The sequence below is a fragment of the Peribacillus frigoritolerans genome, from assembly GCF_040250305.1.
Classification (GTDB): domain Bacteria; phylum Bacillota; class Bacilli; order Bacillales; family DSM-1321; genus Peribacillus.
In genome coordinates this window covers 4,960,002-4,982,227 of sequence record NZ_CP158190.1, presented here as the reverse complement: position 1 = coordinate 4,982,227, position 22,226 = coordinate 4,960,002, and the positions used below count along the sequence as shown (strand labels likewise).

The following is a 22,226-nucleotide window of genomic DNA, read 5'->3' as shown; positions in this document are numbered from 1 at the left end:
ATGACTATACAGGTAGTTTTTATAAAGGTCAAGAGTTGGAGGTTGAATATTTAGAATATACCGTTTATTAATTCACGCTTAAATGTTAACGGCATCAGGTAATCCGGCATATGCTTTGAGTGGGGAGGGAATGCAAGGATGAGTCCATTCAAAAGCGGCATACCGATAACGGTAACTGAAGCCATGATAGAGAGAATCATAAAAATGAAATCATATGGTCAGGATATTAAAGTCAAGATTACGCCTAAGCATATTGTGCTTTCCGGAACGATGGAAGTGAAAAAAATGATGTTTAAGAGAGACGTAGCTTTCCGGATTACATTGAAACCGGTTCATGTGGAAAAAAGAACAATTTCATTTGAATTAGTGGAAATGGAACCCATTGACAGGAATTTCATCAACCAAAGGATATTTAACAGACCGCCATTTTTTGAATATGAAAAAAGAGCGATCAAAATGAATGTTAATGCTTGGAGCATCGTGCGAAAAATTCCCATTGGCACAATTAAATTGTATGAACTCGTCGAAGGAGCATTGAAAATGAAACTTTCTTTATGATTTAAGGGGATATTTTACATATATCCTTAGCCGCAATCTATAAAGGGTGTGCCAGGTATGATAGTGTTAAGATGACATGGTTCATGAAAAAAATGTGTTTGATAAATCAAGCTCTTTAAAATATACTAAATGACTTGAAGTTTTGAGTTTTTCTGGGAATGAGGAGGATAATGATGGATCAGAAGATTTTGCCTGCTTCAGCAAGCATGAAGGATTTTGAAAGATTTCTAGAAAGTTCCTATGAAATAGGTGTGTTTCTTGATTTGCATATCTCACAATTGAAAAATGTAAGTATGATGGCAAAGCAGCATAATAAGAAAATGATTTATCATGTCGATTTGATCCATGGCATAAGAAGTGATGAGTACGCGACAGAATTCATTTGTCAGGAATATAACCCCTATGGGCTGATTTCGACTAAATCAAGCGTTATATTGAAGGCGAAGCAAAAGGGGGTCATTGCCATCCAGCGAATCTTTTTAATAGACTCACATGCGCTTGAGAAAAGCTATAAGCTGGTGCAGAAAACCAAGCCGGATTATATCGAAGTATTGCCGGGCGCTATGCCATGGATGATAAAAGAAGTGAAGGAACGATTGCAGACACCGATATTTGCAGGTGGCCTCATACGTACTTCGGATGAAGTCCTGAATGCCCTTGATGCCGGCGCCTCGTCAATCACCACTTCAAAAACTGAATTATGGGATATCGTCTAATAGGGAAAATTGAAAAAAATTACAGAAAAATAGATTAATTTTTCACAAATTATTGACAGCGTTTTCATAACCTAGTATATTTTACAGTACAAGTTAATATATGTGACGGAGACTAGGAGATTCACAACAGATCTATTCATAATTTTTTTATGAAGATAGTTCTGCTGTGGATCTCCTTTTATTTGTTGGCAAGGTTTAAAAAATTATCAGGGGAGGGGTTTTATCATGACTCCATTTTGGGGAGAAGTGTTAGGCACGATGATATTAGTTTTATTCGGAGCAGGTATTGGGGCAGGTTCATCCTTAAAGGGTTCCTATGCAAAAGATGCCGGCTGGATCGTTATCACGATTGCGTGGGGATTGGCTGTTACCATGGGTGTTTTTGCAGTCGGTTCCATAAGCGGGGCGCATTTAAACCCGGCGGTCACAGTAGGGTTTGCCATTATTGGAGAATTTCCATGGAGTGATGTGCCCGGTTACATCGTTGCCCAGATGATTGGCGCGATTCTCGGCGCAACTCTAGTATTCCTGCACTATTTGCCACACTGGAAAGCTACGGATGATCCAGGGGCGAAGCTTGGTGTATTCGCGACTTCACCTGCAATCCCGCACACATTTTCAAATCTATTAAGTGAGATGATTGGAACTTTCATCCTTATTCTTGGTCTATTATTTATAGGGGCCAATGATTTTACAGAGGGTCTAAACCCATTCGCAGTCGGGTTATTGATTGTCGTGATCGGGATGTCACTTGGGGGAACGACAGGATACGCCATTAACCCGGCCCGCGACCTGGGGCCGCGCATCGCTCACTTTTTGCTGCCGATACCTGGTAAAGGCAATTCCAACTGGGGCTATTCATGGATTCCGGTCGTTGGACCGATTGTAGGGGGTTCACTTGGTGCCGTTTGTTATAAAGCATTCTTTATGGGGGAAATAACGGCAGGATTTTGGTCTGTTATGGGTGCAAGCCTGGTACTATTGATAGTAGCCTATGCTTTTGGTAAAAAACAGTCACATGAATTGGATAGCAGAAATATCGCTAGTTAATTAAAAGGAGGGGCATACACAATGGAAAAATACATTTTATCATTAGATCAAGGAACAACAAGTTCGAGGGCGATTTTATTTAATGAAAAGGGGGAAATCGTCCATTCCTCCCAAAAGGAATTCACACAGCATTTCCCTAAACCAGGCTGGGTCGAGCATAACGCCAATGAGATTTGGGGATCGATCCTGGCGGTGATCGCCGGTGTACTATCTGAATCCGGTGTAAAGCCAGAGCAAATTGCCGGTATTGGGATCACCAATCAGCGTGAAACGGCAGTCGTTTGGGATAAGGAAACAGGTGCCCCTGTCTATAATGCGATTGTATGGCAATCCAGGCAAACAAGTGGAATCTGTGATGAGTTGAAGGAAAAGGGACTTAATGATTTATTCCGGGATAAAACGGGATTGTTGATAGATGCCTATTTTTCCGGAACGAAAGTGAAATGGATCCTCGATAATGTGGAAGGGGCACGGCAAAAGGCAGATGAAGGCAAGCTGTTATTCGGTACGATCGATACTTGGCTGATCTGGAAGCTATCAGGAGGCAAGGCTCATGTAACGGACTATTCCAATGCATCCAGGACATTGATGTACAATATCCATGAACTGAAATGGGATGAAGAACTGCTTGAGATATTGACTGTACCAAAGTCGATGCTGCCGGAAGTGAGGCCTTCCTCTGAGGAATATGCACGTACGATTGAATATCATTTCTTCGGCCAATCGATTCCGATCGCCGGGGCAGCCGGTGATCAGCAGGCAGCATTATTCGGCCAAGCTTGCTTTAATGAAGGAATGGCTAAAAATACGTATGGAACAGGCTGTTTCATGCTCATGAATACAGGAACCAAGGCTGTCAGCTCCGAACACGGACTATTGACGACCCTTGCTTGGGGCTTGAATGGGAAGGTCGAATATGCACTGGAAGGCAGTATATTCGTAGCTGGCTCCGCCATCCAATGGCTGCGCGATGGCCTGCGGATGCTGCATGATGCCAAGGACAGTGAAGCCTATGCAAAACGGGTAGAAAGTACGGATGGAGTATATGTGGTACCGGCCTTTGTAGGACTTGGAACTCCATATTGGGACAGCGAAGTGCGGGGAGCCGTTTTTGGTTTGACGCGCGGCACATCCAAAGAACATTTCATTCGTGCCACACTTGAATCACTTGCGTATCAAACGAAGGATGTCCTTGATGCAATGGAGGCGGATTCAGGAATCGAGCTGCAAACACTAAGAGTGGATGGCGGGGCAGTCAAGAATGACTTCTTGATGCAATTCCAGAGCGACTTATTACGTGTGCCCGTGGAGAGGCCGACCATAAACGAAACTACAGCATTAGGTGCTGCATACTTAGCCGGCCTTGCTGTCGGGTATTGGAAGGATCAAGAAGAAATCTCCCGGCAATGGGCGGTAGACAAAACCTTTAAACCTTCCATGGAAGAGCAAGAAAGTGAAAAATTATATGAAGGCTGGAAAAAAGCTGTACATGCCGCTATGGCGTTTAAATAAAAAACAAGATGTATTCTTTCTCAAATGAGCTGGAGTATGCTATAATGAAATCAAGTTAATAACTCGGCCGGAGAACAGGAGAGACCATGAATGCGTTATCGTTAATTCGATAATGTGCATTTATGGTCTCTTTTTTTGTTTTTAATGGCAGATTAGGGATATTAATATCTATATAACCTATGCGAACAAATGAACCAATTAATATTAATGACCGAACTCACGAGTAAAAGTGCAGAATTCACGAGTAAACAGTGTGAATTCAAGAGTAAACGCAAAATTCATACAAAAAAACAATAGAATGCAATACTTAAAGGAGGAGTCAGTCATGAGGTTTTCAAATATATATCGGAAAGAAACGGTCGAAACTCTGAAAAAAGAGAAATATGATGTGGTTGTCATTGGTGGGGGAATTACCGGTGCAGGTATCGCCCTGGATGCAACGACCCGTGGGATGAAAGTGGCTTTGGTTGAAATGCAGGATTTTGCTGCAGGTACTTCTAGCCGCTCGACAAAACTTGTTCATGGCGGATTGCGGTATTTGAAGCAATTTGAAATAAAAATGGTTGCTGAGGTTGGTAAAGAGCGAGAAATCGTTTATGAGAATGGACCGCATGTGACCACGCCGGAATGGATGCTGTTACCGATGCATAAAGGAGGCACCTTCGGGAAATTCAGTACCTCCATTGGACTTAGGGTATATGATTTCCTTGCGGGGGTTAAAAAATCTGAACGCAGGAAAATGCTTTCGGCGGATGAAACACTAAAACGGGAGCCTCTCGTTAAGAAAGAGGGACTGAAGGGCGGAGGCTACTATGTTGAATATCGGACAGACGATGCACGTCTTACGATTGAAGTCATGAAGGCGGCTGTCGATAAAGGTGCAACACCGATAAATTATACAAAAGTAGAACAATTGTTATATGAAAACGGTAAGGTGAACGGAGTCCAAGTTGCCGATTTGCTTTCAGGTGATGCTTATGAAATATACGCAGACAAAGTCATTAATGCAGCAGGTCCGTGGGTGGATTCCATTCGTGAGAAGGACCAATCGAAACAAGGGAAGACGCTGAAGCTATCCAAGGGTGTTCACGTGGTCATCGACCAATCGAACTTCCCGTTGAAGCAGGCACTTTATTTTGATACGCCTGATGGCCGGATGATTTTTGCCATCCCGAGAGCCGGTAAAGCTTATGTAGGGACCACGGATACTTTTTATGATGGTGATCCTGCAGTGCCGACCGTTACTTCCGAAGACCGTGCCTATCTATTAAAGTGCATACATTATATGTTTCCAGAAGTGAACATTACGAATGATGATATCGAATCTAGCTGGGCTGGGGTAAGGCCGTTAATTCTTGAAGAAGGGAAAGATCCTTCTGAGATATCAAGGAAAGATGAAATATGGGAGTCCGATTCTGGACTTATCACGATTGCGGGTGGGAAATTGACCGGTTATCGCAAAATGGCAAAAACGACGGTCGACCTTTTGGCTGGGAAGCTTGCCCAGCAATCCAATAAAACTTACCCAGCCAGCAGCACTAAAGGAATGCCGATTTCCGGAGGGGATGTCGGGGGATCAAGCAACTTCTCCGATTATATCAAGCAACATATTCAAATGGGAGTTGACTCAGGACTCGCTGTAAAGGACTCCAAAGAGATATTGGCCATGTACGGGTCCAACGCACCTGTGTTATTCGATATCGCCAAAAACGAAGGAGACGGAGGAGCGAGCGGTGGCCTTCCAAAGAAATTGTTCGTACAGCTGAAATACGCAGTGGATCATGAAATGGCCGCAACTCCAGTGGATTTCTTCTTCCGCAGGACGGGGACACTGTTATTCGATATCGATTTAGTCCAAACGCATAAACATGCAGTGATCGATTATATGGCTGGATATTTTGGATGGACGGAATCAACAAAAATAGAGAGAACGAATCAATTGGAACAGGAAATATTGGGTGCGATTAAAGTATCTTGACCTATATGCAAAAAACATGACGCCGGCGGAATCGCTGGCGTTTTTTTGTATTAGGAATGTGATTATCGGGGTATTTGCAAGTGGAAAAATAAAAAAACATGTAAGGTTTCCTTACGCGAAAACTATTGTTTAATCTAACAAGATGAAATATAATCATTAAAAGATAAATTAGAATTTTCAAACTATAAAGGGGGAGCTTGATTGTCTGAATTTATTACGGCTTTAAATGGAGTTTTATGGAGTTCACCAGTTATTTATATTTTATTGGGAGTAGGTTTATTATTCTCGATTTTAACCCGTTTTCTGCAAGTGAGGCATATTAAGGAAATGGTCCTCTTGATGTTCCAAGGAAAAAGTTCGGAAGCGGGGGTTTCCTCATTCCAGGCTTTATCCATAGCCCTTTCAGGTCGGGTCGGTACAGGTAACATTGCAGGAGTGGCCACGGCTATCGCCTTTGGCGGTCCCGGTGCCGTTTTCTGGATGTGGGCCATAGCCTTCATAGGAGCGGCCAGTGCATTTGTGGAATCCACTTTAGCTCAAATTTATAAAGTCAAACAAGATGGACAATATCGGGGAGGTCCTGCTTATTATATTGAAAAGGGGATAGGGTGGAAGTGGTTTGCTGTCCTTTTTGCATTTGCAGCCCTGATAGCCATGGCCATCCTTATGCCAGGTGTTCAATCCAATTCGATTGCTGCCGGGGTGGAAAATGCATTCGGCATCAAACCGGTATTCACTGGTTTGGCCATCGTCCTTTTACTTGGCTTCATTATATTCGGCGGTGTAAAGCGGATAGCTAATGCTGCAACCTTAATCGTGCCTTTCATGGCCCTTGGTTATATATTGCTATCTGTTGTCATCGTTCTAATGAATATCACAGAATTACCAGGAGTCATCTCTTTGATATTCAGAAGTGCCTTCGGGTTGGATTCCGCATTTGGGGGGATCATTGGCATGGCGATAGCTTGGGGAGTGAAACGCGGCGTTTATTCGAATGAGGCCGGCCAAGGGACAGGAGCTCATCCGGCGGCTGCGGCTGAAGTATCACATCCGGCAAAGCAGGGTCTTGTTCAAGCATTCTCGGTTTATATCGACACATTGTTCGTTTGTTCCGCTACGGCCTTCATGATTTTATTTACAGGCATGTATAATACACAAGCGGAAAATGGTTCATATATCGTCAATAATTTGGGAGATGTAACACCTGGTCCAGGGTATACACAAGCGGCAATCGATAGCGTAATCCCAGGTTTTGGTGCTGGCTTTGTTGCAATCGCCCTTTTCTTCTTCGCCTTTACGACGATCATGGCCTACTATTATATCGCTGAAACCAATATCGCCTATTTAATGCGCAACCGGAATGGTAAAACGGCTATGTTCGCCTTGAAGCTCATCATCCTGGCGGCCAGTTTTTACGGATCCGTGCGGACGGCAGAGCTGGCTTGGGCATTAGGTGATGCTGGACTAGGGATTATGGTATGGCTCAATGTCATTGCCATTTTAATTCTTGCTAAACCGGCGCTCATTACGTTAAAGGATTACGAAAAGCAAAAGAAAGCAGGGGTCGATCCGGTTTTCAATCCAAAAGCTTTAGGCATAAAAAACGCCGATTTTTGGGAGCGTGAATACACCGGCGACAAAGAAAATGTTTCTTGAAAATGCTCTTGAATTAATATAAGAAGATACATGAAAAGCCAGTTCAAGTTATTTGCGAGCTGGTTTTTTATAGTTTTGCGATAACCAGGGGGATGATATGTTAGCTAAATTAGCCCAAGAAATTGTGAATATAACCAGTGAAGTAATCGGCCATGATGTGCTTATTACGGATAAAGACGGAATGGTTCTTGCTGTTTACTTAAAGGGTGAATGAATAAAAAGCTTGTCTACTATTAAACAAGCTTTTCCAAATACATTTACCGATTTCGCCAAGATTCAAGCGATGTTTTTTGCCAGCAAATCTATTAATCATTTAAATACTTTTCTAACATATATTTAAATCTTTTTTTATCATAATTATTATACTGATTAGCTATATTACGTATTGGATCTCCTGCGTAAAAACGTTCATATAATTCATGCCTCGACCCTAAAGGGCTCCCCACAAGATCCCACGCTAATTTAAATAGTTTTGTTCTCTTTTCTGCTTCCAGATTCGCTCCTTTATAATATTTTGTCAGCAAATCTGATAAGGGACTTTGAAAATCCTGGACACTTGAGGGAATTTGAATGAATCCTCCTGCTCCTATGAGTTGTAAGATCTCTATGGCACGGGGATAATATTTGGTCCCAAGGTTTCTGGCTGTTTCAATATACGTAAAATTTGGGATGAACGTTTGATATTGATCAAGCTTTCCTTCCCTTTCTGAAGCTATCAATAAAGCTCTGATCGTCTCGACTTGGATGAGTAGTTCTCCTATTTTTTCTTGAACATGCAGATAAACATCGGCCCCTATTGCTTCAGCAATTTCGCAAGCTATAGCCGCAACGAATTCCAGCTTTGTTAATAATCGAACAATTGCTTGATGATATGCTAAGCCATTTGATGCGGGATTTAATTTGATTTGTAACAAAGCATCTGGGTTGTCGTACAGTAATACACGTTCCCATGGGACGAATACATCATCAAAAATTAATAAAGCATCCATCTCGTCGTACCTTGAACTTAGAGGCGAATCTGCTGTTTTGATTTGATTTGCAGCAAAGGATTCCCGGCAAACCATATGCAATCCGGGAGAGTTGGCCGCAACAATAAGCATATGAGCTATGGATTTTTGTTCTTCTTTCAGATTTGCGAGGGGATAAACGATTATATCATTCGAATATGGTGCTGCAGTACCAATCATTTTGGCTCCACTTAAGAAAACACCATCACTCGTCTTTTTTGTAATTCTTAATAATCCTAGATCATTTATATCTTTGAAACATTGATCGGCACGATTAATTTGAGGATCTCGTTGGACAACACTTAAAAAAAGATTCTTATCTCTTGCTTCTTCATAATAAGCTTTAATTTTATGGGAAAAGTGTGCATCAAACTTTTTATAGTCCTCTCGCGATGCATACCATCCTGTTAATCTTGATCTTGCATAGTCTGATAAACGGCTCATCACACCATCAGTTGTTTGGCTCCAAGTTTCAAAAGCTATCCTCCTCTGCAGTAAATCATCATAAGAGTGTGGAACTAAAAAGGCTGAATGGACGAACTTTTTCGTTTTGGGGCTAGGATAGCTTACCAAGTTTCTCTTTTGCGGATCATCAATCATATTAAATAAATCGGAAATCGTAGTTAATGTACCAATGAAGTTCTCATCGGTTGTGACATCAATTTTTGTTCCATTTAACCAAACACTTCTTCCGTCTTGCAAGCTTTGAATAAATTGATTGCTTTGCGAATTCATAGCATCCTCCTGTGAAACTATGGGAATTTTTTTGGCTGTAAAAATGACATTCCTATATCTATTAGATTATTGCTCATATATTTGAGTGAAAATGAATCTGGGGATTGTTCATGAGGAAGGATAAGTTGTTCCGCCTTTTAATGGTGGAGTGTATATATGAAATGTAATAACAGGTGAAGTGGTGGGATTATACATCATATGGATGGTATCTTCTTTAACAAGGAGGATCTCATTTTGGGAAAACTCCTCGATTCGATCATAAATAGGATAAGATTCTTTGTCTTCTAACTTATATAATACGTTTAGAAAATCTCCAGCCACTACAAAAATGCATCCAATAGACAATCCATGATCATGGATAAAAGTTTTGGCCATACTAGGTAAATGAATAACAATTACTTCGACATTTTCGGAACTGTAAATAACATTTCTTCCGTATTCTAAATCCTTCGGTTCAGTAACATACTTAGAAACTTCATTAAATGTTAGATTTAAAGATTGTACAGCTTGTACTAATTTAACCTCATTATATGAGGGTAAGTTATCGAAAGTGCTTTTGATAGTCTCTAAAAAACCCATTCTTTCTCGGCTCCTTACAAATAAGATAGCGTTCATTTTTTTTTCAATGTCAGGAAGCTTGACTTGTCCCCTTTTTTTGAGGGGGTTAATAGTTAAATTAATCTGAAATCTTTTCGGCTCCTTTCTTTTTAATGATTAACTTGATTCCAAAGTAACATGATTAAATTTGTCGACTTTCTGAAATATAGTATGAATAAATTATTTAAATGTGCATTCCCAATAATGAAATGGACACAAATTTCCACGTATATAATCGTCAATCATTAAATAGCCTGATATAAAGGGTATTGGCTGGGAGTGATCATCATATGAAGATTTCAAGTAAGGGGGAATATGCATTAAGAGCTTTAATAGCTTTAGCAAAGAGCGAAGAAGAACTCATGCAGATTAAAGATATTGCGAATGAGACATTAGTGTCTCCTCAATATCTGGAACAAATTCTATTGCATTTGAAAAGTCACGGTTATGTTAAAAGTAAAAGGGGAGTCCGCGGAGGGTATACTTTAAAGGAATTGCCCAATAAGATTATCATTGGAAATGTAATTCGGGACTTAGAAGGACCGCTTGCCCCTATGAGTTGTGTAAGCATTACAGCATATGAATATTGTCCCCTTGAAGATAATAACTGTTTATTGAAACCTCTTTGGGCACTGATTAGAGATCAAGTGGCAGAATTGCTGGATAATACCACTTTAAAAGATCTTTTGGAAGGAAACTTGTATAAATAGGAACCGATTTCTACTAAACTTAATAAATGGATCTTTCCATAAGATTATATAAAAACCTAAAACTTGATATGGTAAAAGCGTTAAAGAAGTACAACAATGTATAAGGAGAGAAAAAACTGGCAGACCTAGCCGCGTTTCTTCTCTCCTTCGCTTATTGAATCACCCGAACTCAAAAACGGGGCGTTCTTTAAGATCTCTGCTTTATAAGCTGTAAATCGATGTATAGTTGCATTCTCGAATGAAAGTCATCAAAATCGATTGAGGTGAGATCGGTTATTTGATTCAATCTATATTTCAATGTGTTGGTATGAATGTATAGCTGTTCCGATGTCGGTTTGATCCGGCAATTGTTCAATAGATATATTTCCAGTGTTTGAAGGAGTTTGGTTTGGCTTTCCAGGTCCTTCTTTTGAAGAATCTCTAAATCCGTATTGATATATTTCTTTTTAGTATGATGGTTGGAGATCATTTCGAGGTAACGGAAAATCCCAAGCTTGCTATATTGGAAGGGAAGCTGCTCAGGTTCACCGATGAACTTGGCTGAGTTGATCACTTCCAGGGCTTCGAGATAGGATTTTCTTAATTGAAGAATCGAAGAGTACTCATTTCCGATTCCCGGGAATACCTTTTTGTCGGTGAATTGGGAAAGAACGGTGTTCGTTAAATCATTGGCGCTATCGGTAAGCAGGTCTTTCCCTTTTCCATTGCTGCCAATCAGAACGATGATCTTCAATTGGTTTGTGAATACATGGGTAAAATGATTCAACGCATTGGCGAACAGACTGACTGTATCCGCTAATTCATCGAAATGTTCCGCATCGGATTGAGCGATGGTAAAGACATTGACAAGGAAAGTTTCCGGAATGAGAAGACTCATATTGGCGGCTTCCCATTTTATTTGGTTTTCCGTTTGATAGACTTCGTCAATGACCTTTTGATAAAACTCATTTTTTTCTTCATCTTTTTTCATGTTTATCTGTTTTTTCTGATAAAGGAGCTTGCCGATATGATGGGAAACTTCATGTAAAAATTCCAGATCGGAATCAGTCATCATTTCCGTTTCTTGGACCCAAATGAAGCCGAAGACCTGTCCTTTGTGAACGGCGCTCACAACGACCCTTTGATTTAATCCTATTTCCTCGATTTGTTTCACCCTAAATGGATGCTCCACTGTTTTAAGCTGTTCGACAATGCCCTCATCCATGAATTTTTCCAGAATTGGAATCGGCCAATGCTTTGTGAAGATGGTTTGCCGATTGGCTTGGTCGAAGTGTTCGATATAATAAGAACTATATGCCAGCAATAAAAATTGGTCATTTTCGATGACGACTGGTTTTTTTAAATAAGTGCTGACCATATCCGTTATATCGTTGATGTTTGTGAGAGTCAGAATTTTTTCTAATGACATATATGGCCCCCTGTAGTTTTTTGAAGTGTATGACAACTTAGTTTAATAATACTTTTAAACTAATGATGTGTATAGGGGCAAGAACAAAGAAGGAACGGTATATGAATAAATACCGTTCCTTTTAGGGGTTTTATTATTGTTTTAAAGTTTTTTCGAATTCTTCGAATGTCGCTTCTACTTCTTTTGATGGTTTCGCTGTTAGAAGACTGACCAGGATGATGGCAATCAAGCTTGCACCAAAACCAGGAATCATTTCATAAAGCGTATCGGATAATCCTGCCATCGACCAGAAAATTACAGTCCCGGCACCAACGATCATCCCGGCTAAAGCGCCCCATCTTGTCATTCGTTTCCAGCAGAGGCTCAGTATAACCAATGGACCGAATGAAGATCCGAATCCAGCCCATGCATAGCCGACAAGTCCAAGGATCGTGTCATTCTGTTCCCAAGAGAGAATGAGCGCTATGACGGATATGGTCAGTACGGAAAGTCTGCCCAGGAAAACAAGCTCTTTATCTGAAGCGGAACGACGGAAGAAAGTTTTGTACATATCCTCCGTTAAAGAGCTGGCCGTAACCAAAAGCTGCGAAGAAATCGTGCTCATGATGGCTGCCAGTATTGCGGAAATCAAGAAACCAGTGATAAGCGGGTGGAATAGTATTTCCCCTAACTCTATAAAAATCGTTTCAGGATCATCTAACTTCAGGTTGTTCTGATGGAAATACGTAATACCGATGAATCCAGTCAGCATGGCACCGATACTGGAGAAAATCATCCAACCCATCCCGATAGTACGGGCTTTCTTGATCTCTTTAATAGAACTGATCGCCATAAAGCGGACAATGATATGCGGCTGTCCGAAGTAACCCAGTCCCCAAGCAAATAATGAGATGATTCCTAAAAAGCTCGTCCCCGTGAAAATATTCAATAGGGCTGGATCAATGGAACGTGGCGTGTCAATCGCAGGACCGAAACCGCCAACATGGAAAAGGGTGACTATCGGTACAAGAACCAAGGCGACAACCATGATGATCCCTTGAACAAAGTCTGTCCAGCTTACTGCCAGGAATCCACCAAATAAAGTATAGGCAACGGTGACGCCTGTTAAGATCCATAGGCCTGTATGGTAATCAAGGCCGAATGTACTTTGGAATAAGACTCCGCCGGATACCATTCCGGAAGAAACGTAAAAGGTAAAGAATACGAGGATAACCAAAGCCGAAATGAGCCTTAAGATCTGTGAGCCCTCGCCAAAACGATTTTCCAGGAAAGCGGGGATCGTAATCGAGTTATTGGCGACTTCCGTATAGGTTCTCAATCTAGGTGCAACATACAGCCAGTTCATATAGGCTCCTATTGTGAGACCGATTACAATCCAGATTGAACTTAGTCCTGTTGCGAACATGGCACCAGGCATACCCATTAAAAGCCAACCGCTCATATCCGCGGCACCGGCGCTTAATGCAGTGACAGCAGGTCCAAGACCCCGGTCGCCCAGCATATAATCATTTAAATTGGAAGTCCTTTTGTAAGCGAAGTAACCGATGAGAAGCATGCCAGCCATGTAAATGCTGATCGAAATTATTAATGCGTAATCCATAAAAGACTCCCTTCGTGATGAAATATATAATTTTTTGTTTTAAAAGAGGAAGCAACCTATTTGTCACTTCCTCCATTTAACTTCATTTTGGTTTCCGTATCCAGAATGGAGGATACGAAAACCATAGGGGTTTCAAATCATCTTCAAATAGTTCAATGGAACATTATCAGAATGTTTCGGATGTTGTTTTTGCTTGCATATGAAGCTGCAAGTAGTCCGGTCCGCCTGCCTTGGAATCAGTTCCTGACATGTTGAACCCGCCGAATGGCTGATAACCTACGATTGCACCAGTACAGCCGCGGTTGAAATACAAGTTCCCGACATGGAATTCTTCGCGTGCTTTTTCCATGTTAAGGCGATTTGTCGTAATGACAGCCCCAGTCAAACCATATTCAGTGTTATTGGCAATCTCAAGTGCTTCGTTAAAGTCCTTTGCTTTTGTGAAGGCAACGACTGGTCCGAAGATTTCTTCTTGCATCAAGCGGGCTTGCGGATCGACATCGGCAACGATTGTCGGTTGAACGAAGTAGCCTTTAGAGCTATCTCCTTCTCCGCCAGTCAGAATGCGTCCTTCTTGGTTCCCGATTTCAATATAGCTCATGATTTTGTCAAAAGCCGCTTGATCGATAACCGGTCCCATGAAATGATTTTCTACAGGATTACCAACTGTAAGTTGTTTTGTTAATTCAACAGCGCGAGCTAATACTTGATCATATACATCTTCAACGATGACAGCACGGGAACAAGCAGAACATTTTTGTCCAGAGAAGCCAAATGCAGATTTCACGATCGATTGAGCCGCCAATTCAAGATCTGCCTCTTTGTCGACAACGATTGTATCTTTTCCGCCCATTTCAGCGATGACACGCTTCAGCCAAATTTGGCCTTCGTTCACTTCTGAAGCACGTTTGTAAATGCGCAGTCCTACATCACGTGAACCTGTGAAGGAAATGAAACGTGTTTTAGGATGATCGACCAGGTAGTCGCCGACCTCTGCTCCGCTTCCTGGAACGAAATTCAATACACCTGCTGGAAGGCCGGCTTCAAGCATCACTTCAACGAATTTCGCAGCAACGATAGGAGTAGTAGAAGCTGGTTTCAAAAGGATTGTGTTACCAGTAACGATAGCGGCAACAGCTGTACCTGCCATAATCGCAAATGGGAAGTTCCAAGGAGAAATGATGATGCCGACCCCTAATGGAATATAATCATAGCGGTTGAATTCTCCTGGACGGCTTTGAACAGGCACACCATCTTTAAGAGTCAGCATTTGACGGGCATAGAATTCAAGGAAATCGATCGCTTCCGCTGTATCCGCATCAGCCTCATTCCAAGGTTTTCCCGCTTCTTTCGTCAATAACGCAGAGAATTCATGCTTGCGTCTGCGAATGATGGCAGCCGCTTTGAACAAAACGTCAGCGCGGATTTCCGGCTTCACTTTTTTCCAGCTTTCAAAAGCGGTAACAGCTTCCTGCATGGCTTTTTCAGCAAGATCCCTATTCGCTTTCGATACTCGTCCGATGACCTCTTGCTTATCTGCAGGGTTATATGAAACGATTTTCTCATCGGTCGTCACTTGCTCTGCACCGATATAAAGAGGGTAGTCTTGCCCTAAGTAGCCCTCAACAGTTTGAAGGGCTTCCTGATATGCTTTTTTGTTTTCCTCGTTTGTAAAATCGACAAATGGTTCGTGTTTATATGAAATCATTGATAATCACACCTTTTAATAGATTTTTTGTAGCAATTAATAATGTTGAATGTATATTTAGCTTCTGACCATCCCTTTGAAGGCAAAGGCAATATTGGATGGCCTTTCTGCAAGCCTTCTCATGAAGTATCCATACCAATCCAGACCATATGGTACATAAACGCGCATTTTGTAACCTTGCTTGACCAACTCGTATTGGGTCTTGTTTCTCATGCCATAAAGCATTTGAAATTCGAATTGTGTATTTGGAATGTCAAACTTCTTGGCCAGCTCTTTTGTATATTCGATGATTTTGTCATCATGTGAGGCAATGGCGGTGTAATTTCCGTTAAGAAGACTTTGCTTGATCAACTTTTTATAGTTTTCGTCTACATCATCTTTTTCAGGAAAAGCCACCTCGGGAGATTCCTTATAGGCACCCTTTACGAGACGCAGGAATGGCTTATATTGGGCAAGGTCCTCCAAATCCTTCTCTGTGCGGAATAAATATGCTTGCAGAACAGTACTTATGCAGCTGTATTTTTCTTTGAACTGCCTGAAGATATCGATTGTCGCCTGACAGCGAACTTCATCTTCCATATCGATCGTGACCATGACTTTATGTTTTTCGGCTGTATCAAGAATTTTCGTCATATTCTCAATCACGAGTTTATGATCGATATCAAGTCCCAAAGAAGTCATCTTCAGAGAAACCTGTGAATCAAGTTTTTCCCTGCTGATCATTTCGATGGTTTCGATGCATTCTGCCGTACGTTCCAGGGTCACTTCCTTGGAATCAACGAATTCCCCAAGATGGTCGACTGTAACCGACAAGCCGCTATTATTAAGTTGTTTAATGAATTTAATGGAACTTTGGAAATCAGTTCCCCCAATGATCTTTCCAGCAGCAAAATTTCCTCCGCTTTTTTTAGCAATATTATTAAGCAGGTTATTCTTAGATAAAAATAAGAAAAAGTCCCTTGTAATGGCTTCCATATAAAGCGCACCCCCTAAGAAGATGTATTTCTTAAATTAAGCTTAAGGTTTTTCGACAATATTCTCAATGTTCTTAAAAAACAATAATTCTGTCTTTTGTTTGTCGGTTTTGGACAAATGAAAAGGTTTACATATCTCCTTGAATGTTCAGATGAAACGAAGGTTTATCTTTTGACTTAAAGAGAAACGCTAGAGGTAAAGCCTTTATTAGTGAGCGATGATGGTGTAGGCCTTCAATGAATGCGTTTAAAAGTGGCAGCTCGACCATAATCATCCAATGCGTTATAATGAACCTTATTTAACAGAATCGGTCAATGTTCGAAGAAAAAACGATAAATGAAGCTTTCAGACGTAAAATCGGTGAAAAACCGTAAAAATAAGTGCATCGGCAAGCCGGGGAGGATAAGGAATGGATGCTGTACTTGAAGAACTTAGAGAAACATCAGGATTGATAATAGGATTAATAATGGCCCTGATAATAATGGGGCTGATCGGTTATGCCCTTACGAATGTACATGAATCCATTGTGTCACCTGTGGTTCAGTTCATTAAGAAAATGGTTAGTCGAAAATAGCTGAGGCGGAATACATAACCCTTTGTCGCTTTTTAACAATTCCTGCAGGGTTTGTCTAAAAGCGACAAAAGAACCGTTAGCTATAAGCATATTATCCGAGAATGATGAAAATCCCCCGCTTCCATTAGAAGCGGAGGATTTTAACATATGAGCTTTTTCACCTGAACTTTGAAAAGCTGGGGCCGTTGGAATGAAGGTATTTTATTTGAAAGTAATTGACTTCAAAGTGGGAGGATATGCTTTTGAAGTTAAGGACATGCCCTAATTCCAGCGAAAGGAAAGCTTGGATTAAGGAGAGTATGAACAAGAATTGAATAATACATTTAGCCCCGGCCATAAGCTAGGGCCTTTTTACAAATCAAAGTAGTCATCTGCCTTGGCGCCAGCATCTATACTTCGAACCGCCTTCATGATTTTCTTTAAAACCCCGGCTGACGGCACATACTTAGGGTCGCTGCAAACTCTGCTTATCGTATTGCGTGAGATTCCGGACGCACTTACAAACTCCTCTTGTGTATATCCGTGCTTATCTATTAATTTACCGACCTTGCTCCGCGGCTTTCTCTTCCCGAATCTAAACATTTTGATAACCTCCTAGAATTATTTACTAGCAGTCTCGTCAAACTTTCACAAAAATATACGCATAGTTTCGCAAATATTTTATATACAAACGGTTGGTCGGAACAAACGAGATTTAATAGGGTTCCTGTGGTCTTTCTAAAAAGTTATGACAGGATGTAGGGTGAAGCTCTAATTTATTTGAATTTATTTCCATTTAATTTTAAAAATAAATGGGCATTTGTAAGCTAACGCAGACTGAATAATTTAAGGATATGGTTAATTCTTGTTTAAATTAGGAGGAAATCATGGGTAGAATAGTTCATTTCGAAATTCATGTGAATGACATGGAACGGGCAAAGAAGTTTTATGGAGAGGTATTCGGATGGACATTTCAAGACTGGAGTGATTATGCGGGAGTGCCTTACTATGGAGCAGTAACTGGCGATGAGAAAGAACCTGGGATCGATGGTGCTTTGATGCAGCGTCATAGTGCTCCGCCGGAAACACACCAAGCATTAAATGCATTTGCTTGTACCATGGAAGTGGAAAATTACGATTTAACGGAAGCTAAAATTATTGGGAATGGCGGCAAGGTCGCAATGCCCATATTTGCCCTGCCCGGAATGGCTTGGCAAGGATACTATATTGATACCGAAGGCAATACTTTTGGAATTCATCAACCTGATGTGAATGCAAAATAGAGTTGATAAAACTCCATATATAGGACATAACGGTTGGGTCTCTATTCAAAATCCGGATAGGGAAGACTGGGATGAATTGACCTATCTGATTCAAGAAGCCTATTTACGTGCGGCACCGAAGCGATTGGTTAAGAAATGCAATGAGTTGCATAAAAAGTGAAGAAAGGCGGACGATCTGCCTTTCTTTATTTTTTCGTTCTTTTAATCAGCTTTACAGATACTGATGACGAAAATAACGACCTCATCCATACACACATAAGTTAAAATTGCATTGGAGCGACAAAGAAAGTCTTTGTAAAAGGGACTTCGGAATTTGCAAAGAGTGATTGTTGTCTCTCATTAGAGAAAAATTAAAATTAATTTAGAGTGTTTCTACAAAAGATTTATGCTTATATAAAATAAGGGGTCTATCTTCAAAAATCACGAGTATCAATTAAGATTTGATTGACGGAAGGGTGTATGGTTGAAGTGAATGTTGAATCTTTTTTTTCTCAAAACATTAAAGCGGCACTTAAGAATGATCCGCCCGGTGCATGGATGCCAAATCTGCCGGATGATTGTATTCGCTTGAGTTCAGGTTATCCTGATCCTGCTCTCGTTCCTGCTGAGGAGCTCAAGGTAGCTGTAGCCAGACTTCTTGATGAGGAGCAGGATTTGCCGCTCCATTATCTCGGAAGTCCACGAATTCCAAAACTAAAGCAGCAAATCCATAAAAGATTGGCAGAGCGTGGAATTTGCATTTTGGAAGAACAGCTTTTGATTACATCAGGAGCTTGCCAGGGGATTGATCTCATTGCCCGCATTCTTCTTGATGATAAAGCGGTCGTAGCGGTAGAGTCTCCCACCTATATGGAGGCTTTAGAGATTTTTCAAAACTATACGAAGCAGATTATCAGTATACCTATAGATGAACAGGGGATCCAAACATACCGATTAAAAGAAATGCTGGATGAAAGGAAGTGTAAAGGTCTAACCCTCCCGCGTTTTCTTTATACTATCCCAAGCTTTCAAAATCCAACTGGCACGACTATGACAATTGAGCGCCGGAAGCATTTATTGGAGCTTTCCATCGAGTTTGATTTTCTAATTCTAGAGGATGATGCGTACGGAGAATTATCCTTCGATCAAAATCCGGTGCCAATAAAATCTATTGATGAACGCGGGCGGGTCCTCCATGTTGGGTCCTTATCCAAGGTTGTTGCGCCAGGAATGCGGATTGGATGGATAGCGGGAGAAAGTGAATTCATTAAGGCTTTAGAGTGGTTTAAAAAAGATTTAGACCATCCATTTGCTCAAAGTACAATGGCTGTATACTTAGAAAACGCCGATTTTGATAAACGGCTCGACCTACTAAAAGATGTGTATCGTTCTAAATGTAATGCGTTAATCCTTTCGATGGAACAATTTCTTCCAGAATCCGTTTCATGGTATGTACCAGATGGCGGTTACTTTGTATGGGTGAGAATTCCAGGTGTGGATACGTCGCATTTATTATCACAGGCTCTTGCTGAGGGTATTTCATATGTTCCAGGGAAATACTTTTTCTTGGATCAAAACGATGGAACCGAGTTTATCCGGCTTTCGTTCAGTTATGCCAATGAGAAAGAAATATTCGAGGGAATTCGAAGACTAGGACAGCTTATCGCATCTTTTTTGAATAGATTGCCCTGAAGGATTGTTAGTTAATTAATCTATTAGTTATTTCGATGCTTTTTTGAAAATGGATTTTGAAAGTGCCTACTTCCTTAAAGGGGGTAGGCACTTTCTTAATGAAAGGATTCTTAACTCCTTCGCGATGATGGCGGGAATTGTTTCATACTTTCGGAAAGGTTAAGCCCACTGCTGGAGCACACAACCTAAAATGTATATATGTAGATTGTGATGATTCATATGATCACTATGAAGTATTTTTTTAAAAGCCAAAGAAAAAAACCCTTGCTACGCAAGGGTTTTTGGATATGGAGCATAGCGGGATCGAACCGCTGACCTCTACGCTGCCAGCGTAGCGCTCTCCCAGCTGAGCTAATGCCCCGAATTGAGGTACAATAATTATTTTATCGGATTTTGGCGAAAAGTCAATATAAAATATGAGATTTTTGCAAAAATGATAAAAAAACCGTTTGAGGGTAATCAAACGGTTTTTTTATTATGCATTTTCGATCTCTACCCTTTCAATCTCCTTAAGGTTGGAAACGGTGTAATACACTTCAGATGTTCTGACTTTATGATCGACCAGAACTTTAAGTGTCAAGAGGTGGTTGTCATTTGCGACATCTTTGATTCTAAGGTTTTTGATGAATATTTTTTCGTCTTTGATTTTTTTCAGTACGACGGCAATGTCATCTTTATTTTGTACGACCAGCTGCAGAAAGATTTCTTTTTGCCGTAACTTCATGGGTCCGAGCCAGGTGACGATTGCGGGCACCAATTCGACACTTATGATCAATAGGATGACGCCCGCTATGGCCTCGAGGAAAAATCCAGCTCCAACGGCGATTCCGATTCCCGCAGCTCCCCAGATGATGGCGGCTGTCGTTAAACCGGATATGCTGTTGTTGTCCCTCCGGAGAATGACGCCAGCACCGATAAAGCCTACGCCAGAAACGATTTGGGCCGCTAGACGCAAGGGATCCATTGTGATATTTACGTCATCGCTCCCTGGGAATTTATAAGCGGATTCCATGGAAACGATCGTTAATAAACAGCTCACGATAGAAATGACCAGGCTTGTTTTTAATCCTACGGGTTTTCGTTTCATTTCTCGCTCGAGTCCGATAATTAGTCCAAGGAGAGCTGAAATTCCCAATTTGATAAGGATTTGCAGTTCCGATTGAGGGTCGAATGTCCATTCCATTTTGTTTCACCACTTCCGAATTATTATCGAAGAATAAGATCGTCTGTTGCCATATACCCGTTTTTCAAAAAAAACTACCCTAATGATTTTAACATAGTAGAATAGAGTTCAATGAAATGTAATTCCGTTTGAAAGGAGGAATTTGAGTGCAAATGCCAAAAGTGAATCCCTATGTAGCGTTGGCAATCGGTGTGGCATCCGTATCGTTTTCGGCCATCCTTGTTAAATTGGCGACCGCTCCATCGGGTGTTATCGCTTTTTACCGTTTATTATTTACTGTCCTACTTATGTTGCCAGTATTCTTGATGAAATACCGCCATGAACTTAAATTCATTGAAAAAAAGGATTGGCTGTATTCGATTGCGGCAGGCGTGTTTTTGGCTTTTCATTTTATTTTATGGTTTGAATCGCTTAATTACACTTCGGTCGCGAGTTCAACTGTGCTTGTCACCCTTCAGCCTTTATTCGCTTTTGCCGGAGCTTACCTGTTTTTTAAAGAGAGATTTTCAATGAAGGCGATATTGAGCGGCATCATTGCGATAGCAGGCAGCCTCGTCATTAGCTGGGGCGATTTGAGAATTAGCGGTATGGCGCTTTGGGGAGATATTCTTTCGCTTATCGCATGTGCGCTGGTAACCGGTTATTTACTGTTTGGTCAAAATGTTCGTAAACGTATCTCTTCTATAACATATACATTTGTCGTGTATGCAATCAGTACTGTCGCATTGTTTTTCTATGTGATCTTCAAGGAAGAGGCATTGGCGCCTTATCCTGCTTCCGATTGGATCTATTTCGTTTTGCTTGCGATTTTCCCGACTTTATTAGGGCATTCTTTATTCAATTGGTCACTAAAGTGGTTAAGCACTTCGACGCTTTCGATGGGAATCTTACTTGAACCGGTGGGAGCGACAATTCTGGCTTACTTCATATTAGATGAACCGATACTCTGGACGCAGGTCCTGGGAGGCACAATCATATTGGGTGGTTTGATGATGTTCTTAAAAGATGAAAAGAAAAGCAAGGTACATGAAGAAGCGCAAGTTTCCGTATAAAAGCAGTAAGTCTCCCGACTTACTGCTTTTATTTAATAGGGGTGAAACAAATAGGTGATCCGTGTGAAAACCAAAGCGAAAGTAAAACTGAATAAAAACGTCGTACCATTCACCTTGCCTTTTTCTCTGCTGAACTTGATGGCTTCATAATAAGCGGTACTGAATAAGTAAAGGGTCATACTGTAAGAAATGAGTAATCCGATTAATGGCAGATTCATTGCTTCACCTCATGGAAAAAGATATCTATATATGACTATTTGTGTTTCTTTGGAAA

The 22,226-nt window shown here is 41.0% G+C and carries 21 protein-coding genes and 1 tRNA gene; 12 read left to right on the top strand and 10 right to left on the bottom strand.

Annotated elements, in window-relative coordinates; genetic code table 11:
• Nucleotides 1-138: 138 nt before the first annotated feature.
• The 7 genes from ABOA58_RS24665 (at nucleotide 139) to ABOA58_RS24635 (ending at nucleotide 7,684) form a co-directional block, all read left to right on the top strand.
• Nucleotides 139-558 carry a hypothetical protein gene (locus ABOA58_RS24665; RefSeq protein WP_350300392.1) on the top strand — a complete coding sequence of 140 codons (420 nt, stop codon included), beginning with the start codon at nucleotides 139-141 and terminating at the stop codon, nucleotides 556-558.
• A 173-nt stretch (nucleotides 559-731) separates the two neighbouring features.
• Nucleotides 732-1,274 (top strand): glycerol-3-phosphate responsive antiterminator, encoded by a 543-nt coding sequence (locus ABOA58_RS24660; RefSeq protein WP_048683275.1) that lies wholly within the window; start codon nucleotides 732-734, stop codon nucleotides 1,272-1,274.
• 225 nt (nucleotides 1,275-1,499) lie between these two features.
• On the top strand, nucleotides 1,500-2,324 hold the full coding sequence (locus ABOA58_RS24655; RefSeq protein WP_127777776.1) for an MIP/aquaporin family protein: 825 nt from the start codon (nucleotides 1,500-1,502) through the stop codon (nucleotides 2,322-2,324).
• Between the two features lie 21 nt (nucleotides 2,325-2,345).
• On the top strand, nucleotides 2,346-3,836 hold the full coding sequence (glpK, locus tag ABOA58_RS24650; protein ID WP_350300391.1) for a glycerol kinase GlpK: 1,491 nt from the start codon (nucleotides 2,346-2,348) through the stop codon (nucleotides 3,834-3,836).
• A gap of 325 nt (nucleotides 3,837-4,161) precedes the next feature.
• Entirely contained in the window at nucleotides 4,162-5,814 is a 1,653-nt protein-coding gene (locus ABOA58_RS24645) for a glycerol-3-phosphate dehydrogenase/oxidase (protein ID WP_350300390.1), read from the top strand.
• Between the two features lie 201 nt (nucleotides 5,815-6,015).
• Nucleotides 6,016-7,470, top strand: coding sequence for an alanine/glycine:cation symporter family protein (locus ABOA58_RS24640; RefSeq protein WP_350300389.1), 1,455 nt, complete (start codon nucleotides 6,016-6,018; stop codon nucleotides 7,468-7,470).
• A 97-nt stretch (nucleotides 7,471-7,567) separates the two neighbouring features.
• Nucleotides 7,568-7,684: a sugar diacid recognition domain-containing protein gene (locus tag ABOA58_RS24635; RefSeq protein ID WP_350300388.1), complete on the top strand. Its 117-nt coding sequence runs from the start codon at nucleotides 7,568-7,570 to the stop codon at nucleotides 7,682-7,684.
• Between the two features lie 91 nt (nucleotides 7,685-7,775).
• On the opposite strand, the gene ABOA58_RS24630 is transcribed toward ABOA58_RS24635, so the two are convergent.
• Together ABOA58_RS24630 and ABOA58_RS24625 are read right to left on the bottom strand one after the other, a co-directional pair.
• Complete coding sequence (locus ABOA58_RS24630) at nucleotides 7,776-9,212, bottom strand: 4-hydroxyphenylacetate 3-hydroxylase family protein (RefSeq protein WP_350300387.1); 1,437 nt, start codon at nucleotides 9,210-9,212, stop codon at nucleotides 7,776-7,778.
• Nucleotides 9,213-9,320: 108 nt separating this feature from the next.
• Nucleotides 9,321-9,791, bottom strand: a complete 471-nt coding sequence (locus ABOA58_RS24625) for a cysteine dioxygenase (RefSeq protein WP_350300386.1) — start codon at nucleotides 9,789-9,791, stop codon at nucleotides 9,321-9,323.
• A gap of 308 nt (nucleotides 9,792-10,099) precedes the next feature.
• On the opposite strand from ABOA58_RS24625, the gene ABOA58_RS24620 reads away from it, so the two are divergent.
• A complete protein-coding gene (locus ABOA58_RS24620) occupies nucleotides 10,100-10,519 on the top strand; it encodes an RrF2 family transcriptional regulator (RefSeq protein ID WP_350300385.1) in 420 nt (139 codons plus the stop codon).
• Nucleotides 10,520-10,706: 187 nt separating this feature from the next.
• Here ABOA58_RS24620 and ABOA58_RS24615 read toward each other — a convergent pair whose 3' ends face one another.
• From ABOA58_RS24615 to ABOA58_RS24600, 4 genes are all read right to left on the bottom strand, one after another.
• Nucleotides 10,707-11,927 (bottom strand): PucR family transcriptional regulator, encoded by a 1,221-nt coding sequence (locus tag ABOA58_RS24615; protein ID WP_350300384.1) that lies wholly within the window; start codon nucleotides 11,925-11,927, stop codon nucleotides 10,707-10,709.
• 133 nt (nucleotides 11,928-12,060) lie between these two features.
• Complete coding sequence (gene putP, locus ABOA58_RS24610; RefSeq protein WP_350300383.1) at nucleotides 12,061-13,527, bottom strand: sodium/proline symporter PutP; 1,467 nt, start codon at nucleotides 13,525-13,527, stop codon at nucleotides 12,061-12,063.
• Between the two features lie 166 nt (nucleotides 13,528-13,693).
• The gene (gene pruA, locus ABOA58_RS24605; protein WP_101223545.1) at nucleotides 13,694-15,235 is read right to left on the bottom strand and encodes an L-glutamate gamma-semialdehyde dehydrogenase; all 1,542 of its coding nucleotides are present in this window, start codon (nucleotides 15,233-15,235) and stop codon (nucleotides 13,694-13,696) included.
• A gap of 57 nt (nucleotides 15,236-15,292) precedes the next feature.
• Complete coding sequence (locus ABOA58_RS24600; RefSeq protein WP_350300382.1) at nucleotides 15,293-16,210, bottom strand: proline dehydrogenase; 918 nt, start codon at nucleotides 16,208-16,210, stop codon at nucleotides 15,293-15,295.
• A gap of 409 nt (nucleotides 16,211-16,619) precedes the next feature.
• Here ABOA58_RS24600 and ABOA58_RS24595 point away from each other — a divergent pair, with 409 nt between their 5' ends.
• Nucleotides 16,620-16,784, top strand: a complete 165-nt coding sequence (locus ABOA58_RS24595; RefSeq protein ID WP_214744096.1) for a hypothetical protein — start codon at nucleotides 16,620-16,622, stop codon at nucleotides 16,782-16,784.
• Nucleotides 16,785-17,135: 351 nt separating this feature from the next.
• Here the strand turns inward: ABOA58_RS24595 and ABOA58_RS24590 are convergent, their stop codons facing one another.
• On the bottom strand, nucleotides 17,136-17,366 hold the full coding sequence (locus ABOA58_RS24590) for a helix-turn-helix domain-containing protein (protein ID WP_134782497.1): 231 nt from the start codon (nucleotides 17,364-17,366) through the stop codon (nucleotides 17,136-17,138).
• Between the two features lie 284 nt (nucleotides 17,367-17,650).
• Between ABOA58_RS24590 and ABOA58_RS24585 the strand changes: the two genes are divergently transcribed.
• Together ABOA58_RS24585 and ABOA58_RS24580 are read left to right on the top strand one after the other, a co-directional pair.
• Nucleotides 17,651-18,046 (top strand): VOC family protein, encoded by a 396-nt coding sequence (locus tag ABOA58_RS24585; protein WP_350300381.1) that lies wholly within the window; start codon nucleotides 17,651-17,653, stop codon nucleotides 18,044-18,046.
• A gap of 468 nt (nucleotides 18,047-18,514) precedes the next feature.
• Nucleotides 18,515-19,717: a PLP-dependent aminotransferase family protein gene (locus ABOA58_RS24580; protein ID WP_350300380.1), complete on the top strand. Its 1,203-nt coding sequence runs from the start codon at nucleotides 18,515-18,517 to the stop codon at nucleotides 19,715-19,717.
• A gap of 288 nt (nucleotides 19,718-20,005) precedes the next feature.
• On the opposite strand, the gene ABOA58_RS24575 is transcribed toward ABOA58_RS24580, so the two are convergent.
• Nucleotides 20,006-20,078, bottom strand: a tRNA-Ala gene (locus tag ABOA58_RS24575).
• A gap of 114 nt (nucleotides 20,079-20,192) precedes the next feature.
• Nucleotides 20,193-20,900, bottom strand: a complete 708-nt coding sequence (locus ABOA58_RS24570; protein ID WP_101223535.1) for an MgtC/SapB family protein — start codon at nucleotides 20,898-20,900, stop codon at nucleotides 20,193-20,195.
• A gap of 152 nt (nucleotides 20,901-21,052) precedes the next feature.
• Here ABOA58_RS24570 and ABOA58_RS24565 point away from each other — a divergent pair, with 152 nt between their 5' ends.
• Nucleotides 21,053-21,952: a DMT family transporter gene (locus tag ABOA58_RS24565; protein ID WP_434547802.1), complete on the top strand. Its 900-nt coding sequence runs from the start codon at nucleotides 21,053-21,055 to the stop codon at nucleotides 21,950-21,952.
• A gap of 32 nt (nucleotides 21,953-21,984) precedes the next feature.
• On the opposite strand, the gene ABOA58_RS24560 is transcribed toward ABOA58_RS24565, so the two are convergent.
• A complete protein-coding gene (locus ABOA58_RS24560; RefSeq protein ID WP_101223533.1) occupies nucleotides 21,985-22,170 on the bottom strand; it encodes a hypothetical protein in 186 nt (61 codons plus the stop codon).
• Nucleotides 22,171-22,226 lie beyond the last annotated feature (56 nt).

What these genes read in the sequence shown, in the direction of transcription:
- ABOA58_RS24665 (WP_350300392.1), top strand. Translation starts at nt 139, where the DNA reads ATGAGTCCATTCAAAAGCGGCATACCGATAACGGTAACTGAAGCCATG.
- ABOA58_RS24660 (WP_048683275.1), top strand. Translation starts at nt 732, where the DNA reads ATGGATCAGAAGATTTTGCCTGCTTCAGCAAGCATGAAGGATTTTGAA.
- ABOA58_RS24655 (WP_127777776.1), top strand. Translation starts at nt 1,500, where the DNA reads ATGACTCCATTTTGGGGAGAAGTGTTAGGCACGATGATATTAGTTTTA.
- glpK (WP_350300391.1), top strand. Translation starts at nt 2,346, where the DNA reads ATGGAAAAATACATTTTATCATTAGATCAAGGAACAACAAGTTCGAGG.
- ABOA58_RS24645 (WP_350300390.1), top strand. Translation starts at nt 4,162, where the DNA reads ATGAGGTTTTCAAATATATATCGGAAAGAAACGGTCGAAACTCTGAAA.
- ABOA58_RS24635 (WP_350300388.1), top strand. Translation starts at nt 7,568, where the DNA reads ATGTTAGCTAAATTAGCCCAAGAAATTGTGAATATAACCAGTGAAGTA.
- ABOA58_RS24630 (WP_350300387.1), bottom strand. Translation starts at nt 9,212, where the DNA reads ATGAATTCGCAAAGCAATCAATTTATTCAAAGCTTGCAAGACGGAAGA.
- ABOA58_RS24625 (WP_350300386.1), bottom strand. Translation starts at nt 9,791, where the DNA reads ATGGGTTTTTTAGAGACTATCAAAAGCACTTTCGATAACTTACCCTCA.
- ABOA58_RS24620 (WP_350300385.1), top strand. Translation starts at nt 10,100, where the DNA reads ATGAAGATTTCAAGTAAGGGGGAATATGCATTAAGAGCTTTAATAGCT.
- ABOA58_RS24615 (WP_350300384.1), bottom strand. Translation starts at nt 11,927, where the DNA reads ATGTCATTAGAAAAAATTCTGACTCTCACAAACATCAACGATATAACG.
- putP (WP_350300383.1), bottom strand. Translation starts at nt 13,527, where the DNA reads ATGGATTACGCATTAATAATTTCGATCAGCATTTACATGGCTGGCATG.
- pruA (WP_101223545.1), bottom strand. Translation starts at nt 15,235, where the DNA reads ATGATTTCATATAAACACGAACCATTTGTCGATTTTACAAACGAGGAA.
- ABOA58_RS24600 (WP_350300382.1), bottom strand. Translation starts at nt 16,210, where the DNA reads ATGGAAGCCATTACAAGGGACTTTTTCTTATTTTTATCTAAGAATAAC.
- ABOA58_RS24595 (WP_214744096.1), top strand. Translation starts at nt 16,620, where the DNA reads ATGGATGCTGTACTTGAAGAACTTAGAGAAACATCAGGATTGATAATA.
- ABOA58_RS24590 (WP_134782497.1), bottom strand. Translation starts at nt 17,366, where the DNA reads ATGTTTAGATTCGGGAAGAGAAAGCCGCGGAGCAAGGTCGGTAAATTA.
- ABOA58_RS24585 (WP_350300381.1), top strand. Translation starts at nt 17,651, where the DNA reads ATGGGTAGAATAGTTCATTTCGAAATTCATGTGAATGACATGGAACGG.
- ABOA58_RS24570 (WP_101223535.1), bottom strand. Translation starts at nt 20,900, where the DNA reads ATGGAATGGACATTCGACCCTCAATCGGAACTGCAAATCCTTATCAAA.
- ABOA58_RS24565 (WP_434547802.1), top strand. Translation starts at nt 21,053, where the DNA reads ATGCCAAAAGTGAATCCCTATGTAGCGTTGGCAATCGGTGTGGCATCC.
- ABOA58_RS24560 (WP_101223533.1), bottom strand. Translation starts at nt 22,170, where the DNA reads ATGAATCTGCCATTAATCGGATTACTCATTTCTTACAGTATGACCCTT.